Below are 16,060 nucleotides of genomic sequence, written 5' to 3'. Positions count from 1 at the left end.
TTGTTAGTTGTTAGTTGTTAGTTGTTAGTTGTTAGTTGTTAGTTGTTAGTTGTTAGTTGTTAGTTGTTAGTTGTTAGCTGTTCACTGTTCACTGTTCACTGTTCACTGTTCACTGTTCACTGTTCACTGTTAGCTGTTCACTGTCAACTGTCAACTACTTTCCTATCAACTGCTTTCCTGTCAACTGTCAACTGTCAACTGTCACAGGTCAACTGTCAACTAGCGGTACGGGTCGTCTTTTTTACTGTAAATGAGGCGATTTTCTACATTGACAGTATCTATAATGCCTACTACTAGAGCATCGATCGGACGGTTTTCGCTCCCCGGCGCGATCCGGGCTGCGCTGCCTCGGGTCACTAAAACCCATTCATCTATACCAGCGCCCACACAGTCTGCGGCTACCTCATAGCCGGGAACTGGCGAACCTTCTTCATCGATGAATTGCAGCAGTAGAAATTTCGATCCTCTCAGCGTCGGCTCTTTTTGGGTACTGACAACTGTGCCGAGAACTTTGGCCATTTGCATTTTCGGTAATTAATTGGTAATTGGTAATTGGTAATTGTCATTTTTACACCGTCACTTGTCTTTTTTTTATTAGCTTTATTCAGTTCACTGTCTTCATTTTAGAGTTTTTCGTCTAATGACGGCAGGACTATTGACGGCAGGACTAATGACGGCAGGACTCGTGACTTATGACTAATAACCAATATCCCATGCCCACCTCAATTAAAAATTAAAAATGCTAAATCAAAAACATCGCGATTTTTAATTTTTGATTTTTAATTTTTAATTACCAAACGCCCCTAACAGCCGATCGCCTATCTTAAGATCTGTTGAGGGGGCGAATGCCGCTCACGCCTTCGCGGAACTGTTCTACAGCTTCGGTGTAGCGAATGGGTAGCACGTACTCCAAGTTTTCGTGAGGGCGGGCGATAATGTGGGTGGACATCACTTGTCCGCCGTTAACGCGCTTCACCGACTCTACTCCTGCGGCTACGGAAGCTTGCACTTCCGAGACATCTCCTCTGACAATGACCGTAACGCGAGCGCTACCGATTTTTTCGTACCCTACCAAGGTGACGCGGGCTGCTTTGACCATCGCGTCAGCGGCTTCTACAACTGCGGGGAAGCCTAAGGTTTCGATCATGCCAACTGCAATTGCCATTGGTTTTACTCCTGATTGAATATTTGGGGAACTAAACTGTTAATTTTTGACGGTCGCGCTGCGTTTCGTCAAACGTTTCGTCAAACTAATTTTCAGCGCGCTAAGAACTTAGTAGCCTCGGAACTGCTCTACTGCTTCTGTATAACGAATCGGCAGAACGTATTCTAGGTTTTCGTGGGGGCGAGCGATGATGTGGGTAGAGACGACTTCTCCGCCGTTCACCCGCTTGACGGATTCCACTCCTGCGGCGACTGAGGCTTGGACTTCCGACACGTTGCCGCGCACAATTACGGTGACGCGGGCGCTGCCGATTTTTTCATAGCCCACGAGGGTAACGCGAGCAGCTTTGACCATAGCATCGGCAGCTTCCACAACAGCGGGAAAACCTTTTGTCTCAATCATTCCCACGGCAATTGACATTTTTGAATCTCCAAGTTGAGGATTAGCGGAATTACCGTAACAAATCTTTGAGAAATCTAAAAATTTGGACGGGGAGGCCCACATTATTTAGGAACGCAGTGTAAAGCTTCCTATCCTTATAGAATAGGGGAAGCTGTCCACCTTGACAATATAAACTAACATCATAATGTTTAATAACAAAAATTAAAATTTTTTATGTTACTTAAAATAATTTAATATTTTTTTAATAATCTTAATATATAGAGGAGTAGATGCGGGCGGCGATCGGCAAGCAGAGTAAGTACAAATACCTGCCATGTAGAGTTCGGTAGCTGAAGGCGAGGGCGATCGCGGTCGGGAAACTTGGGGATTTCCCAGGGGGGATCGCGGATAAACGGCCAAAAAAGGCAGTCTTGGCCGATCTGCGGGCGTTTTTTTTCTGTGAGTGCCGATTCTGATCGGGCTGAAATTTTGTATAGAGAGAATTCTCAGTTTAGATGCTTTAATGTATAGTTAATCTTGAGTGCAAATTATTTTGCCAGAACTATACGATCGGGTTTAGTGAAAGTTTTACGGTGTCGCGCGATCGCACTCGGGAGCATCTCAGTTTTGCTTTTGTAGTGCTGTCCCCGCACAGCACAGGTTATAGACAGCCCGTGGGAGCGGGACGATCGCACTCAAACAATAAAATTATTTTTACCAAAATGAGATGCTCCCGATCGCCCGGAACTGCTTTTGGATAAAGGCCGCCAGTAATTTCAAGTTTAAGGGATAAATTAAATGACAGAATTTCTCCTCCAAGCCTGTTGGTGGGTACCTTTATATGGCTTAATTGGCGCAATTTTAACATTGCCGTGGTCTACGGGAACCGTTCGCACAACAGGGCCCAGACCCGCAGCTTACTTCAATTTACTGATGAGTGTGTTGGCTTTCATCCACGGATCGGTTATTTTTGCAGCAACTTGGGATCGACCACCCCAACAATTGCTCGTACACTGGGTGCAAGCAGCAGATTTAGATTTGTCTTTTGCCATAGAAATCTCCACGACCAGCGTCGGAGCAATGGAGTTAGTGACAATTCTGAGTTTGCTAGCACAAATTTACGCGCTGGGCTACATGGAAAAAGACTGGGCGCTAGCTCGATTTTTTGGGCTGCTCGGTTTTTTTGAAGCGGCAATTAGCGGGATTGCGATTAGCGACTCGCTGCTGCTAACTTACGGTTTGTTGGAAGTGCTGACACTCTCAACTTATTTGCTAGTCGGGTTTTGGTACGCTCAACCGCTGGTAGTGACGGCGGCTAGAGATGCGTTTTTAACCAAGCGTGTAGGAGACGTACCGCTGCTGATGGGAGTAGTGACGCTTTCAACTTTAGCCGGAAGTTTGAATTTTTCCGATTTAGAAGAATGGGCGGAAACTGCAACTTTGTCTCCTCTAGTAGCGACTCTTTTAGGTTTGGCATTAATCGCCGCACCTACAGCCAAGTGCGCTCAATTTCCGTTTCACCTGTGGCTCGACGAGGCGATGGAAGGGCCCAACCCGGCTTCGATTATGCGGAATACGGTGGTTGTGGGTGGTGGGGCTTATGTTTTGATTAAACTTCAGCCTGTTTTGGCGCTGTCGCCGATAACTGGTGTGGTGCTGGTGGTTTTGGGTGCGGTGACGGCTATTGGTGCTTCCTTAGTGGCGATCGCCCAAATCGACATCAAAAGAACACTATCGCATTCTACCAGCGCTTCTATGGGTTTAGTGTTTATCGCGGTGGGGCAGAATCACACTGACATTGCTTTGCTGTTGCTGTTCGCGCACTCGATCGCCAAAGCACTATTATTCATGAGCATAGGGTCAGTAATTGTCACCACCAACACTCAAGATTTAACAGAAATGGGTGGGTTGTGGTCAAAGATGCCCGCCACGACAATGGCTTATTTAGTAGGCGCTGCGGGCATGGTAGCGCTATTGCCGATGGGCAACTTTTGGGTAATGCGGCGCTGGCTCAACGGTTTTTGGACAGTGCCCTGGTGGTTAGTAGTTGTGCTGCTTTTGGTTAATGGTTTAACTGCGCTCAATTTAACTCGCGTATTCGCCTTAGTATTTGCCGGAAAACCGCAGCCCAAAACTCGCCGAGCTCCCGAAGTCGGTTGGCCGATGGCATTACCGATGGTAATTTTGACGGTGATTGGATTATTAGTACCTTGGATGTTGCAGCAGTGGCAATTGTTGATTAGTTGGACTGGGCCTTGGGCGGAAACTGGGGACTTTGATAGTTTAAATTTACTGTTGAAAACTCTGGATATTCCCCTGTTGGCGTTATCGGGCTTGATTGGAGTTGCGGTTGGGGTGGCGATTTATTGGTACGACGTTTTACCTAGGCCAGTACGGCTACCGTTTCCAGCGGTGCAGGATTTGTTTGCTTACGACTTTTATATCGATCGAGTTTACCGCTTGACTGTGGTTTTGGCCGTAGCTTCTATTGCTAAAATCAGCGCTTGGACTGACAAGTATGTAGTAGACGGGGCTGTAAATTTGTTCGGTTTTGCCACAATTTTCAGCGGCGAAGGTTTGAAGTACAGCGGCACAGGTCAGTCGCAGTTTTATGTGTTGACTATTGCTGCGGGGGTTGCTGCGTTGCTGGGACTGATTATTTGGCAGTTCTAAACCGCAGATGTTGGCGGATGAACGGGGATGTAGGCGAAGCCTTCCCGAAGGGTACGCAGATAAATTGTTTTTGGTTTGTCTGCTTCTTCCTCTAGTTTTATTCAAACTCGATCGGCCACAATTCTGCAACCGGAACTTCCCAACCGGGTAAAAGTTCGGGAATTGAAATCATGTCGCCGTCTGTCAATACAATTGGCTCGGCTTTCGGACTGTAAATTGTTACTGTGCGTTTGTCCGGGTCGATTAGTATTCCTACTTGTGCTCCCATTTCGATAAATGATATAATTTTGTCTCGGAGCGGTTTGAGGCGATCGGACTGAGACTTGATTTCTACTACTAAATCTGGAACCAGTTCGGCAAAATACCGCTTACTTTGTTTGAGACGTGCCGCTAACACAAAAGAAACATCGGGTGCTGTAAGGTTGGAATTGGGAAGAATAAACCCGCCGCTGGACTCAAAAACTCGTCCGAGTTTCCGGGGCTTGACCCAGTTACGCAAAAGACTGACAAATTCTGCTCCAATTTCGCTCGATACAATGTCTGATGGGCCCATAACGATAATCTTCCCGTCTACCAGTTCGAGTTGGTAGTCTAGATGTGCTTCCGAGAGTATAGCTTGCACTTGTTCCAAGTGGGCAACTGTGAGGTGCGTGGAAGGAGAACTCGATTTAATTTGCAAATCTTCTCGATCGGTAATAATTGAGGTCATAGGAGGATTCCAAAGACATTTGCATCTATGTTAACAAGAAAATTAGCCGATCGCTTTTTTATGCAGTGGCTTTGCGTTACTGTTAAATATAGTTCGGAAAACTCTGTAATAAGGGAAAGTTTTAATTGATGCTCAGTGCTTTAATCTGGATACCAATGTTGGCCGCCGCCCTGATTGGGTTTTGGCCAGGTGCGATCGGTTCTAAAATAGTTCGGAATTCCGCGATCGCCATTGCGGGTGTAACTTTTATTCTCTCGGTGATTGTGGCGGCTCAATTTGATGCCAACAGCAGTCAGTTACAGTTTTCCGAATTTATTCCTTGGATCGATGATTTGGGATTTAATTACAATCTCGGCGTTGATGGTTTGTCTCTGCCTTTGGTAATTTTAAATACCCTACTGACAGGAGTAGCGATTTACGCTACGGATGAGGCAATCCGCAGACCTCGACTTTATTATTCTTTGATGCTGTTAATTACTGGTGGCGTCACAGGAGCTTTCTTATCTCAAAACTTGCTGCTATTTTTCCTCTTTTTCGAGGTAGAACTAATTCCACTTTATCTGTTGATTGCAATTTGGGGAGGCGAGCGTCGAGGCTATGCTGCAACTAAGTTTTTAATCTATACTGCATTTTCGGGCATTGTGCTGCTGGCTTCTTTCTTGGGTGTGGTTTGGCTCAGCGGTGCTTCTAGTTTCGATCTGGTTGGTGCAGCGGGTGCATCGCATTTGCAAGGAGGCTCGCCGTTGCCTTTGGTAAGGCAAATTGTGTTGCTGGCTGGGGTGTTGCTGGCTTTTGGAATTAAGATTCCTTTGGTGCCTTTTCATACTTGGCTGCCGGATGCTCACGTAGAAGCTTCGACTCCTGTTTCCGTGCTGCTGGCGGGGGTGCTCTTGAAGCTGGGAACCTACGGGATGTTGCGCTTTGGTTTGGGTTTGTTTCCTGATGCGTGGGCGGTGGCGGCGCCGACTTTGGCGAGTTGGGCGGTGGTGAGCGTGATTTACGGGGCTAGTTGCGCGATCGCCCAAAAAGACATGAAAAAAATTGTAGCTTACAGTTCGATCGCTCACATGGGCTACATTTTGTTAGCTAGCGCCGCAGCGACTCCGATCAGTATGATGGGAACAGTGTTGCAAATGGTCAGCCACGGTTTAATCTCAGGGCTACTATTTTTGAGTGTCGGCATTGTTTACAAAAAATCCGGCAGCCGCAACATAGATGTGCTCAAAGGTTTGTTCAATCCCGATCGCGGTTTGCCAGTAATTGGCAGTTTAATGATCCTCGGCGTGATGGCGAGTGCCGGCATTCCGGGATTGTCGGGATTTATTGCTGAATTTTTGATGTTTAGGGGCAGTTTACCAGTATTTCCCGTGCAAACTTTGCTTTGCATGATCGGGACTGGTTTAACTTCAGTCTACTTTTTAATTATGGTCAACCGCGCCTTTTTCGGCCGGCTTTCCGATTTGGTGGAGAATTTGCCACAAGTCCGCTGGGGCGATCGCATTCCTTCGCTAGTGTTAGCAGTAATCATTGCGATCATGGGAGTGCAGCCGGCGGTTTTAGTTGGTTTGAGCGAAAAAACTGCGATCGGCCTAGTATCGAATGTGCCAGCGCAAGTTCAACAACTCGCCCAAAACTTGGACTAATATCTACCCTAGGTTTGTAGTGAGGACTTTAGTCCTCTGAAGTTTATAAGGACTAAAGTCCTCACTACAAACATTTCTCTGACTTCAGATTTTCTCGGTAATAAAATAGTTATTCAAGGTAGAAATCAAATGACAAGTACCGTATTAAAACCGTCTTCCCATCCTCTAGCCGCCTACATTGACATCTTAGAATCAGGCAAAGCTTTGCTGCCAGAATCTACCGAAAATCTAGTAGAAGTGGTCGGCATTCTCAAAAGTTACGGTGTAGTTCTCGACGCCTATTCCCGCAATCTCAACTACATCGCTGAAGAACAATTTTTAGTGCTTTTCCCGTTTTTCAAATATTTCAACGGAGAAGTCACAGTCCCAAAATTAATGCGCTATTTGTGGCACGATCGCATTAATTTTGAGTATGCTGAGTATTGCATGAGAACCATGCTTTGGCACGGCGGCGGCGGTTTGGACGCTTATGTTGATTCCCCAGAATTTAGCAATTTGGCCGAAAAGGCGATCGCAGCTAAAATAAAAGGCAACTTTGTAATGCAGGGACTCCACAAAGCATTCCCGGAGTTTTTGCCGGAACAAGTGCGGATGTTGGCTTTTTACACGGGTTTAGGTCAATTTTGGCGGGTAATGAGCGATTTGTTTATCGATTTGTCCGATCGCTACGACGCCGGTACAATTAAGTCGATCGCAGACGTAGTAGATTTAGTCTTAGCCGGTTTAGTAAGTGCCGCCGGCATACCAATCACCTACAGCGTCAAGATTCGCGGCGAAGTCTACGATATCCTGCCCGCATCGGCCAACTTGACATTTTTACCAGATGTAGCAGTACCTTATGTAGAAGCCGTTTTCTTTCGGGGGACAGCTTTTTTTGGCACCGTTTCCTACAACGCCCAAGCGCATCAAATCCCAGTAGAACAAAAAGAATTTAGCTACGGGGCTTTGTTTGCAGATCCTTTACCCATCGGAGGTGCAGGCATTCCGCCAACTCAATTGATGCAAGATATGCGGCATTTTCTGCCCGATTATTTGCACGAAATTTACCGCACTAGCTGTCGCGGCGAAGATGATTTGCGCGTGCAAATTTGCCAAAGTTTTCAGAAGTCGATGTTTTGCGTAACGACAGCGACTATTTTCGGTTTAGCACCTCATCCCATGAATACCTCCGTTCCTGAGGAGAAAAAGGCTAATCGGGCTTATTTGGAAGCTTGGATGGATCGATTTGGCACTTCTCGTTTGGATTGGGCAAATCAGCCAACTATCAGGGCTTGTCAGCTTTTCCCGGAACGTTAGTCAGTTGACAGTTGACAGTTGACAGTTGACAGTTGACAGTTGTCAGTTGTTGTTTGTTGTTTGTTGTTTGGTAATAACTAATGACTAACGACTAATTCCCAATTCCCAAAGTATTCGTAGGGTGTGTCGCTACTAAAAATCCCTGAATTTAATCGACAATCTCATAGCGACGCACCTTACACATGGGATGAGCAAACAACCCTCCGTTTCATTCCGCTTAATAATTGTTTTGTTGAACCAATTTTTATAAATGGATAAAACGTAATTTATCCTACTGCAAATTCAGTTAGATGTCGCAGGTTAGGAGGGTCAAAAGCCAGTATAATATCTTGTTTGGGAACTCCTAATTCAACAAGTTCGTTAGCAATACCCACCTCGGTGCCATCCTGCTGAATCCAGATTTTATCGTTTATAATATCCAAGTGCAAAACAGGGCCATAAATTCGATGCTGATTGCGCCAGCCCACATAAAGCAATTGATAACGATCGCGATCGGTATCAAAGATAGTTTGAGCCTGAATGCGCTCATCCCAAACCAAACTGGCGTGTTGGGAGAGCAGATTTTGGATGTGCTGCCGGTAAAGGTCTACATTTGCCATTGTGCGTTAGCGGAGCCCTCGAAGAGGATCGCCTCCTGCTCTGTATTATAAATAATCAAATGGATTTGATTTTGTTGAACCAAAGACCGGATAAACCCCGTTATAAAAAAACTATCGTAGACATTACTGGGTACTGCCAGATATAAAATTCGGTCAACTTCCTGTTCTTCTAAAGCTGCTCGATAACTAATAAATTGTCCTAAAGCTGTATAAAATAGAGAGATTTTGGATGGGCCAATAAAGCTTTTGATTTCTACGGCAATTTTTTGTCCATCTTTTTGGGCCGCCAGCACTTTTTCGGCACCCAAGTCGATGTAAAGTTCTAGAGATCCTGCTTGTAAGTTGTATGGATCGTGAGTAATTTCCCATCCATCTTTCTGGAGAGCGGTTTTAACGACTTCGTGAAAGATATCTTTAGCAAGCACGGGTTTACTGACTCGCTGTGTTTAATATCTGGATAATTCTATTTTAACCCAGATTCCGTACCCGAATAACAGTTGGAGTTCGGAATCTGGCTTGTAGAGTGTGTGACAGCGAGAAAGCTTTGACTTGTGGCTTGTGACTTTCGACTGTCACGCACCAATTCCCAATTCCCAATTCCCAATTCCCAATTCCCAATTCCCAATTCCCAATTCCCAATTCCCAATTCCCAATTCCCGAACTATCTAAATTCGGACTAGAAGACTTTGGCCGTGAGAATCTGTTCCGCAAGTTCCCAGCAAACCATAGGTTTCAGCTAAATCCTTGACTAAAGCAGTTTGTTTCGGACTCGGTTTCCAAGGATTGGGATTAGCATAAGCATAGTAAATTTCTACGCCGTCAATGCCTAAACGCGCTGCTTCTGGTATGAGTTTCTCTGCGGTCGATCGATACCGGCAAGGATGTGCTAGAACTGCTAAACCTCCTGCTTCCTGAATCGCTTCAATTACCCTGGCTGCGGAATAAGAAGCGTGGCCTTCAGTAGCTTTACCTCGCAAGTAAGGTGTGAGACTGGGATGTTCTGGATCGAAAGCGTAAGCGAGAATGTGTACGTCGTTGTTGAGCAATTCAGCGTTAATTTCAGCGCCCGTCCAAAGACTCGGTGCTGCGGTAGTCCTGTCGGGATGCTTTAATTTCCAGTTATCCAGCCAAATTTGAGCTTGAGCGTAGCCTTTAGCGCTGTGGTGATCGGTGATAGCGAAGCCTTTCAAACCACCTGCTATGGCTAGTTCCATCAACTTCTCGGGCTGCAATCTACCGTCAGAATAGACTGTGTGCATGTGGAAGTTATAGGAACCCGGACAGCTATCGGCATCAATCGTCTGCAAGACTTGTTTGAGTGCTGCGATATTCTGGGCTTCTGGTTTTAGGCTAGAAGTTGTTGAGGGAGCGAGATCGACCGTCATAAGGGCTATTATAAAAAAAACTAGCTTTGTTCACTATATCTAATTTTTTCTTTAAATGTTGGGGGCTGATACCCACAGGTACTGCAAAGGGTTAGATTCGTAGGATGCGGATACATCGGCAATCCCTTAGATAAAGAGCAACAATCTTACAGCGACGCACCAAGCGACAATCGCTTAAGAAACAAGTGTTGGGCGAGAGTGAACGAAGGGTTGTTTGCACGATCCTATGTAAGGTGCGTCGCCGTGAGATTTTCGATTAAATTTAAGATTCAAAAATGGCGACGCACCCTACGAATACTCACTGATACCCACAGGTACTGCGAAGGGTTAGTCGCACTTTAAACCTGCGGCAGCGGCTGTCGGAAACTCGATCGGCACAAAGGTAACACCAAATTGTTCTTTAGAACACGGAACAATGTGCGCCACTCGTTTAGGAGGGTTTTTTCGATTTCCCGTCGTCGAGTCAAATTCAATTATACCGGTGGCTCCATCAGCTTTAAAATCAGGGGATGCTAAGGTCTTTTGCATTCCTTCGCGGCTGGGTTCTGCCTGCATTTCAAAGGCTTTAATTAGCGTTTTAGTGGCATCGTAGGTTAAGGCAGATCGAGTATTAACCGGGCCTCCCCACAATTTTTCAGCATTGAGTGGAAACTTTTTGTCAAAACTGATTGTGGGATGCCAAAACACGGATATGCCGAGTTTGTCAACGGATTTTAGCTGTTTTGCTACTTCTAAAGTTCGCGGTTCGTACAGCGTCCAAGGCCCGACAATCCAATTGCGATCGTTGTTAGCTTTAATCATATCGATCGCATTTTCGACAGCCTTAGTAACTTGACCGTCGGGAATGAGAGCTATGGCTGTTTTTCCGGATTTCTCAACTTCTTTAATTGCTGCTTCGGCGTTAAAATCATTTTTAGATAAGTCGTAATAATTAGCGAGTCTAGAAGTAGAGCCTCCTTGGGCTTCAAATTGCTTTTTGAGTTCTTCCCACAAAGAAGCGCTAAAGGGACTGTTGGGATTGTAAAAAACGGTAACTTTTTTTTGAGCTGCTGACAGCAGTTGATTGACTAAACCTTCAGCTTCTATGCTGGTTGTGGGAGCCGTGCGAAAGAAGAATTTTCGAGGTTTGCGCGTTAGTTCTTCTGTGGTACTTCCCGGAGAAATAGCGACCAGTTTATTTCGATCGTAAATATCTACTGTTTCCACTGTCATGTCGCTGGTGTAGTGTCCGATTACTGCTAAAATATCGGGTTGAGCCACGAGAGAATTTGCTCTTTTCACAGCGTAGGATTTGATATTGCCATCATCTGCGATGATGACTCTGAGACCTTTGCCTTTAATAGCTTTTGGTTCAAGAAAGCCTTGGCCGGGAAAATCTTTATTGCTGTCGTTTGCAGCCAGGAGACCTAAATTAACTTCGGTTTGAGCTTGACTAATGCCGCGCAGCAGTTCTTCGGCTAAATTGGCGTTGATGATGCTACCGTCTTGATTTCTGCGGATGGGGACAACGATCGCGATCGTATAATACTCTGCATCGATCGCCTCTAGCAGAGCATTGTTGATGTAAATTAAAGTTTCTGGGTCTCTGCGGTCTTCTCTCCAGGACTGTTTGAGCAATTTTAAAGCTTCGGGATAATTTTTGTCGGCAAATTCATTTATTCCCCTTTGTTTTGACCAAACGGCAGAGGTTAGTAGTTTTTCACCAGAACTTACACCATCTGCGGAGGGTGTAGGCGCGGAGATTGGTGTTTTTTCGGCTACAATTTCTGGAGAGGGTTTAGGCGTGGCGGATGGCGGGGAAATTATGCGGATTAAAAGTACGATCGCCAATCCAGCCGCAATACCCCCAACGCCTAACAGCGCACGCCTGCGATTGCGATCGCACAATAATATCCGCCAAGCTTTGAGTAACTGGGAGTTTGGGTTTGTCGGCGGCGAATTCAAGTCTTGCACAACTCGATCTGCCAAATCCAAGTCTTGTAAAACTTCTGCAACAGATTGGTACCGCTCTTGAAAGTGGAAGCGCACCATCTTGGTTAAAATAGTTTTGAGACGGTCGCTAACTTGTAGTGCAGGGCGATCGGGCATTGAATAATCCCAGACAATTTCACAAGTTTGGGGGTCTTGCGGCAGATTGGTGGGACGTTGGCCGGTGAGAGCTTGGATGGCGATAATTCCTACGGCGTAAATGTCGTTGTAGGGTTGCGGGACAGACCGGGCATTGTATTGTTCTGCCGGCATATAACCGCTGGTGCCGATCGCCTGCGATGTCAATATTTCACCTGTAGAGTTAGTCGTAAAAGTGCTGATTTCTTGAACCGCCCCAAAATCAATCAAAACAATTTTTCGATCTGTTTGGCGCCGCATTAAGTTAGAAGGTGTAATGTCGCGGTGAATAATATTTTCTTGATGGACAGATTTTAATATTTCCAGAACTTCCCGCAAAAAAACAACGGTATTTTGCTCCGTCAACTTGCGCGCAGCAAGTTCTTCGTTGAGCGGAGTTCCTTCTATGTATTCTTGAACCAAGTAAAAATAGTTGTTTTCTTCAAAGCAAGCGAATAAATTGGGAATGCAGGGGTGATTCCCCAGACGGCGCAAAGCGCTAGCTTCCATTTCAAATCGCCTCCTTGCCATCTCCAAGACGCGCGGATCGTTCGATTGGGGAAAAGGAATTTCTTTAACAACGCACAGGGGATTTCCCGGTCTGCTGAGATCGTTAGCCGTGTAGGTTCTCGCAAACCCTCCGCATCCCAACAAAGCGATAATTTGGTAGCTTTCGTGCAGGATCTGCCCTAAGTTCACTGACATAGATTTTCCAACACCTCTTGACTGGCTGCGATATTTAATGTTGATTATAAGCTTTTTCGCTGCCACCTACAGCTTGATAGTATATCAAATTTGTCTTTGTCGCTCTCAAAAACACTATAAATTTCCGCACTTACTAATTTTATCTGGTAAATTACTAATAATATCATCTCCAATCGATTACCTAAAAAAACTGTTTGTAGTGCGGTTAATCGAGCGGACACTATATAAATGGTGACTGATGACTACCCTTCGCCTCCCCTCAGCAAAGCGGGCGGGCAAGTGGCTTGGAAACTACAAGGACTAAGGACTAAGGACTAATGACTGATGACTAAGGACTAAGGACTAATGACTAAGGACTAAGGACTAATTAATTATCATTCCCCTAACTTGCTAAGAACAAAAGCAGCTAAAAACCCGCAGACAGTAATTAAACCAGCAAAATCGTGAGTTTCCTCGAATGCTTCGGGAATCATGGTATCTGAAATCATTGCTAAAATACCGCCCGCAGCTACGGCGGTAGTGGCGGCGATTACTTCGGAAGAAAAGTGACTGAAAACCGCATATCCTAAAAATGCTGCGATACCGGAAATAACTGCGATCGCCCCCCAAACTCCAAAAACGTAGCCGATCGATCTTCCTGCTTTTTTCATACCGGCGGCGCTGGAGAGTCCTTCCGGAATGTTGGAGAGAAAAATTGCCGCTACTGTCACCCAACTGACAGCGCCTCCAGAAATCATGCTGACGCCAATGACGATCGACTCCGGTATTCCGTCTAACAGCGCGCCGAGGGCGATCGCCAATCCGCTATCGCTTGATTCTGTTTTAGCAGGGTGCAAAGAGCCCGATCGCTTGCGGTGTTTTGCTCCCTGCTGGCTCAAAAACCAATTGGCGGCGGTGTACACAGCAGCGCCGCCCACAAAGCCGATCGCCGTCGAGTCGAAACCGCCGCGCTTGTAAGCTTCATCCATCAATTCAAAAGATAGCGCCGAAATCAACACACCGGCGCCAAAAGCCATAATTGTGGCGATCGCCCGCTGGGGAATCCTCACAAAGTAACCCACCGCCGCTCCCAGCAGCAGCGCCGAACCGCCCACTAAACCCCAAAATCCTGCCTGCAACCACACTGGAAACATCAGCCGCACCTCAAAGCAAAAGTTTTTATGCCCGCCTAAAAATTATATATTTTTTATTGCGGGCAGACAGCGAATACAGCAGTTTTCAACCGAGGGAGGTACTCCCCTTCTAGCGCGCAATTTCTAATAATTAATCACTCACATCACGTTTGGTAAAATCATCTTTATACGTTCGTAGTGAGGACTTCAGTCCTCTGAATTTGATGCGGAATTAAGTCCTCACTACGAACCTATTTTACTGTATAGTTTCGTATTTAGTAATTCTGTGTTTTCTCATTTGATGCGGAATTAAGTCCTCACTACGAACCTATTTTACTGTATAGTTTCGTATTTAGTAATTCTGTCCTCTCTCATTTGATGCGGACTGAAGTCCTCACTACGAACCTATTTTACTGTGTGGTTTTTTTAGATAAAATATGATGAATAATAACCCAAAAAAAATCCAGGCATGACCTGGGAATAAAAAATATTAAAAATAATGTTGTTTTAATAAATTGAATTTGCCGAAAAGCGGCGATAATTTGGGTAATAATTGAGCAGCGCTGGTAGATTTGAGAGCGGACTGCGGGGCGGGCATTCCAGTTCCGGTGCCGCACCCGATCGCATTTTCCAGTCTCAATAAAACAGTTGCGTTCATGTTGGATCACCCGTTATGCTTGAGTGCTGTTGCGAGTCTGGCTTGCCAGATCCAACAGTTGCGCCCAGCGTTTTTGGACTTGTTTGGGGGTGCATTTGATCGCAGTGGCGATCGCCTTGTCGCTTTCTTGATTGCGCTTCATTGCTAACAGTTGTTGTTGTTCGGGCGACAGTTGAGCGCGAAATGCTTCCCATTTGTCGGAATTCATGCCCAGCTTTTGATCCACATCAGCACCCAGCCATTCGTGAACGAGTTTCCAGTTTTGAGTGCGGGCAAATTTTTCGACGTGGTACTTAAACCGTTGTTGCAAGTAGTCGCGCTGGCGGGCAGACAAACCGAGCACGCGATCGATTTCAGAAGCAGAAAGGTCTTGCAGTTTTAAAGTTAGGTAGCTAACACATTCTGGCTGATTTTGCGATTCCAGATAAGCAATCAATTCAGCGACTACTCGATCGCGCAGCACAGCATCAGCCGGATCGACAGTTTCCGAAACCATTTGTTCGCGGACTTGTTGCAGCGCCGGAGAACGGCTGTACATTTCTGCTTCTTCTCCCTTGCCGGATTCTACAGCCATTTCAATGTCGATCGCAGTTTCAGGAGGTTGGCCCTTGGCAAATCCTTGAGCGCGAAGCACGATCAGGCGTTGGCGGTTGCGGCCGGGTAAGCCGATTTGGCGCTTGGCGTATTGTTCGGTGAAAGCCATGTACTCAGCCAATTCAATCTGGGTGCGGGGAGTGTAGTTGAGATCCAGTTGGTGTTCGCGGCGGAAGGCGCGCAAAGCTTCGATGTAAAAGCCTTGCAAAAAGTCTTCAATCATGTTGTAGCGAGCTTGGAAGTTCAAGTTCGAGCGGAAGGAAGCAACATGACGGTAAATCATCGATGCGAGGTGAGAGTGCAGTTGGACGCGGCCTTGTTTGGAACCGAGGCGGTAGAATTCCAGAGTTTTTTGCAACCGGTGTTCGGCCAAGGTGATTTGCCAAGCTTCAACTTCGCCGGAAATTTGGATGCGATCGCTTTTTTGGCAAATCCGTTCGACTTCCTTAGCAATCCGCATCGCCACTGCTTGAGCGCTGCGGCTGGCAGTTTTCATTTCTGCTTGCAATTCTTTGAGGGCGAATTCAGCTAAAGCCAGGACATCGATGCTTGACACTGTATTGATTTCGGCGGTTTGTTCGATGGAGGTGGCGGGAATGAAGTTGAGGCTAGAAGCGGTGTTGCAGTTGACGGTGTTGGTGGCAGTTTTGACAGTCATGGCGTTTATCGGGTAGTAGCGTAGAGTGGGCGAGGACATTTGTCAGGGAGTGAGGCGACAGTTGCTGGCGGTTTCGCTTGCTGTGCTGATTCAACTCTCTATACATTGAATATAGGGAAGTAGAGATAATCGCAGTGATGCCAGTGTTCCACTCTCTCATGCAACAGTTTTTGGCTGCTGAATCTGATTCTAAGCGCTGGTTGTGAAAGATTGGTTTTATTGTCATTAAAGCCTTACAGTACAAGCATTCTGAGCTGTAATTCTGGTAGGGCGATCGCGACAAAGATGGACGGTGTTCCGGGGCCGCTGAGTGGACAATTTACCAACTGGCCTTTTGAGGGGGTTTTCGGCGTTGGAGATTGTGGAATTGAGAGTC

General features: G+C 46.1%; 16 protein-coding genes. 3 read left to right on the top strand and 13 right to left on the bottom strand.

All coding sequences use genetic code 11. From position 1 onward, the window contains the following. Positions 1-219: 219 nt before the first annotated feature. From QUB64_RS10625 to QUB64_RS10615, 3 genes are all read right to left on the bottom strand, one after another. Positions 220-525 carry a EutN/CcmL family microcompartment protein gene (locus QUB64_RS10625; RefSeq protein WP_172186882.1) on the bottom strand — a complete coding sequence of 102 codons (306 nt, stop codon included), beginning with the start codon at positions 523-525 and terminating at the stop codon, positions 220-222. 298 nt (positions 526-823) lie between these two features. Then, positions 824-1,165, bottom strand: coding sequence for a carbon dioxide-concentrating mechanism protein CcmK (locus tag QUB64_RS10620; protein ID WP_006635058.1), 342 nt, complete (start codon positions 1,163-1,165; stop codon positions 824-826). Positions 1,166-1,273: 108 nt separating this feature from the next. After that, entirely contained in the window at positions 1,274-1,585 is a 312-nt protein-coding gene (locus tag QUB64_RS10615; protein WP_006635059.1) for a carbon dioxide-concentrating mechanism protein CcmK, read from the bottom strand. Positions 1,586-2,344: 759 nt separating this feature from the next. On the opposite strand from QUB64_RS10615, the gene QUB64_RS10610 reads away from it, so the two are divergent. Continuing rightward, complete coding sequence (locus QUB64_RS10610; protein ID WP_333265463.1) at positions 2,345-4,219, top strand: NAD(P)H-quinone oxidoreductase subunit F; 1,875 nt, start codon at positions 2,345-2,347, stop codon at positions 4,217-4,219. Between the two features lie 97 nt (positions 4,220-4,316). Here the strand turns inward: QUB64_RS10610 and QUB64_RS10605 are convergent, their stop codons facing one another. Beyond that, positions 4,317-4,928: a Uma2 family endonuclease gene (locus QUB64_RS10605; protein WP_333265465.1), complete on the bottom strand. Its 612-nt coding sequence runs from the start codon at positions 4,926-4,928 to the stop codon at positions 4,317-4,319. Positions 4,929-5,056: 128 nt separating this feature from the next. Between QUB64_RS10605 and QUB64_RS10600 the strand changes: the two genes are divergently transcribed. Together QUB64_RS10600 and QUB64_RS10595 are read left to right on the top strand one after the other, a co-directional pair. Next, complete coding sequence (locus tag QUB64_RS10600) at positions 5,057-6,571, top strand: NADH-quinone oxidoreductase subunit M (protein ID WP_333265466.1); 1,515 nt, start codon at positions 5,057-5,059, stop codon at positions 6,569-6,571. Between the two features lie 129 nt (positions 6,572-6,700). After that, a complete protein-coding gene (locus QUB64_RS10595; protein WP_333265468.1) occupies positions 6,701-7,867 on the top strand; it encodes a CO2 hydration protein in 1,167 nt (388 codons plus the stop codon). A 266-nt stretch (positions 7,868-8,133) separates the two neighbouring features. On the opposite strand, the gene QUB64_RS10590 is transcribed toward QUB64_RS10595, so the two are convergent. The 9 genes from QUB64_RS10590 to QUB64_RS10550 all read right to left on the bottom strand — a co-directional run bounded on the left by QUB64_RS10590 (position 8,134) and on the right by QUB64_RS10550 (position 15,910). Further along, positions 8,134-8,466, bottom strand: coding sequence for a XisI protein (locus QUB64_RS10590; RefSeq protein ID WP_333265470.1), 333 nt, complete (start codon positions 8,464-8,466; stop codon positions 8,134-8,136). Continuing rightward, positions 8,454-8,891, bottom strand: a complete 438-nt coding sequence (locus tag QUB64_RS10585; protein WP_333265472.1) for a XisH family protein — start codon at positions 8,889-8,891, stop codon at positions 8,454-8,456. Before QUB64_RS10585 ends, QUB64_RS10590 begins: the two co-directional genes overlap by 13 nt. A gap of 43 nt (positions 8,892-8,934) precedes the next feature. Next, positions 8,935-9,105 (bottom strand): hypothetical protein, encoded by a 171-nt coding sequence (locus QUB64_RS10580; RefSeq protein WP_333265474.1) that lies wholly within the window; start codon positions 9,103-9,105, stop codon positions 8,935-8,937. 26 nt (positions 9,106-9,131) lie between these two features. Continuing rightward, on the bottom strand, positions 9,132-9,851 hold the full coding sequence (locus QUB64_RS10575; protein ID WP_333265476.1) for a PHP domain-containing protein: 720 nt from the start codon (positions 9,849-9,851) through the stop codon (positions 9,132-9,134). A gap of 327 nt (positions 9,852-10,178) precedes the next feature. Next, positions 10,179-12,662, bottom strand: coding sequence for a bifunctional serine/threonine-protein kinase/ABC transporter substrate-binding protein (locus tag QUB64_RS10570; RefSeq protein WP_333265478.1), 2,484 nt, complete (start codon positions 12,660-12,662; stop codon positions 10,179-10,181). 374 nt (positions 12,663-13,036) lie between these two features. Then, positions 13,037-13,795, bottom strand: a complete 759-nt coding sequence (locus tag QUB64_RS10565; protein WP_333265480.1) for a ZIP family metal transporter — start codon at positions 13,793-13,795, stop codon at positions 13,037-13,039. A gap of 469 nt (positions 13,796-14,264) precedes the next feature. Next, on the bottom strand, positions 14,265-14,432 hold the full coding sequence (locus QUB64_RS10560; RefSeq protein WP_333265482.1) for a hypothetical protein: 168 nt from the start codon (positions 14,430-14,432) through the stop codon (positions 14,265-14,267). A 13-nt stretch (positions 14,433-14,445) separates the two neighbouring features. Next, positions 14,446-15,684 carry a HetZ-related protein gene (locus QUB64_RS10555; protein ID WP_333265484.1) on the bottom strand — a complete coding sequence of 413 codons (1,239 nt, stop codon included), beginning with the start codon at positions 15,682-15,684 and terminating at the stop codon, positions 14,446-14,448. Beyond that, positions 15,635-15,910 (bottom strand): hypothetical protein, encoded by a 276-nt coding sequence (locus QUB64_RS10550; RefSeq protein ID WP_333265486.1) that lies wholly within the window; start codon positions 15,908-15,910, stop codon positions 15,635-15,637. Before QUB64_RS10550 ends, QUB64_RS10555 begins: the two co-directional genes overlap by 50 nt. Positions 15,911-16,060: the final 150 nt, after the last annotated feature.

The organism is Microcoleus sp. Aus8_D2, from assembly GCF_036702665.1.
Classification (GTDB): Bacteria; Cyanobacteriota; Cyanobacteriia; order Cyanobacteriales; family Microcoleaceae; genus Microcoleus.
The sequence above is the reverse complement of the archived record's forward strand: the minus strand, read 5'-3'. Positions and strand labels throughout refer to the sequence as shown.

Bases quoted from the DNA above. Each gene is read 5' to 3' on its own strand.
- QUB64_RS10625 (WP_172186882.1), bottom strand. From the start codon at position 525: ATGCAAATGGCCAAAGTTCTCGGCACAGTTGTCAGTACCCAAAAAGAG.
- QUB64_RS10600 (WP_333265466.1), top strand. From the start codon at position 5,057: ATGCTCAGTGCTTTAATCTGGATACCAATGTTGGCCGCCGCCCTGATT.
- QUB64_RS10565 (WP_333265480.1), bottom strand. From the start codon at position 13,795: ATGTTTCCAGTGTGGTTGCAGGCAGGATTTTGGGGTTTAGTGGGCGGT.
- QUB64_RS10550 (WP_333265486.1), bottom strand. From the start codon at position 15,910: ATGACAATAAAACCAATCTTTCACAACCAGCGCTTAGAATCAGATTCA.
- QUB64_RS10590 (WP_333265470.1), bottom strand. From the start codon at position 8,466: ATGGCAAATGTAGACCTTTACCGGCAGCACATCCAAAATCTGCTCTCC.
- QUB64_RS10555 (WP_333265484.1), bottom strand. From the start codon at position 15,684: ATGACTGTCAAAACTGCCACCAACACCGTCAACTGCAACACCGCTTCT.
- QUB64_RS10575 (WP_333265476.1), bottom strand. From the start codon at position 9,851: ATGACGGTCGATCTCGCTCCCTCAACAACTTCTAGCCTAAAACCAGAA.
- QUB64_RS10615 (WP_006635059.1), bottom strand. From the start codon at position 1,585: ATGTCAATTGCCGTGGGAATGATTGAGACAAAAGGTTTTCCCGCTGTT.
- QUB64_RS10595 (WP_333265468.1), top strand. From the start codon at position 6,701: ATGACAAGTACCGTATTAAAACCGTCTTCCCATCCTCTAGCCGCCTAC.
- QUB64_RS10560 (WP_333265482.1), bottom strand. From the start codon at position 14,432: ATGAACGCAACTGTTTTATTGAGACTGGAAAATGCGATCGGGTGCGGC.
- QUB64_RS10610 (WP_333265463.1), top strand. From the start codon at position 2,345: ATGACAGAATTTCTCCTCCAAGCCTGTTGGTGGGTACCTTTATATGGC.
- QUB64_RS10605 (WP_333265465.1), bottom strand. From the start codon at position 4,928: ATGACCTCAATTATTACCGATCGAGAAGATTTGCAAATTAAATCGAGT.
- QUB64_RS10620 (WP_006635058.1), bottom strand. From the start codon at position 1,165: ATGGCAATTGCAGTTGGCATGATCGAAACCTTAGGCTTCCCCGCAGTT.
- QUB64_RS10570 (WP_333265478.1), bottom strand. From the start codon at position 12,662: ATGTCAGTGAACTTAGGGCAGATCCTGCACGAAAGCTACCAAATTATC.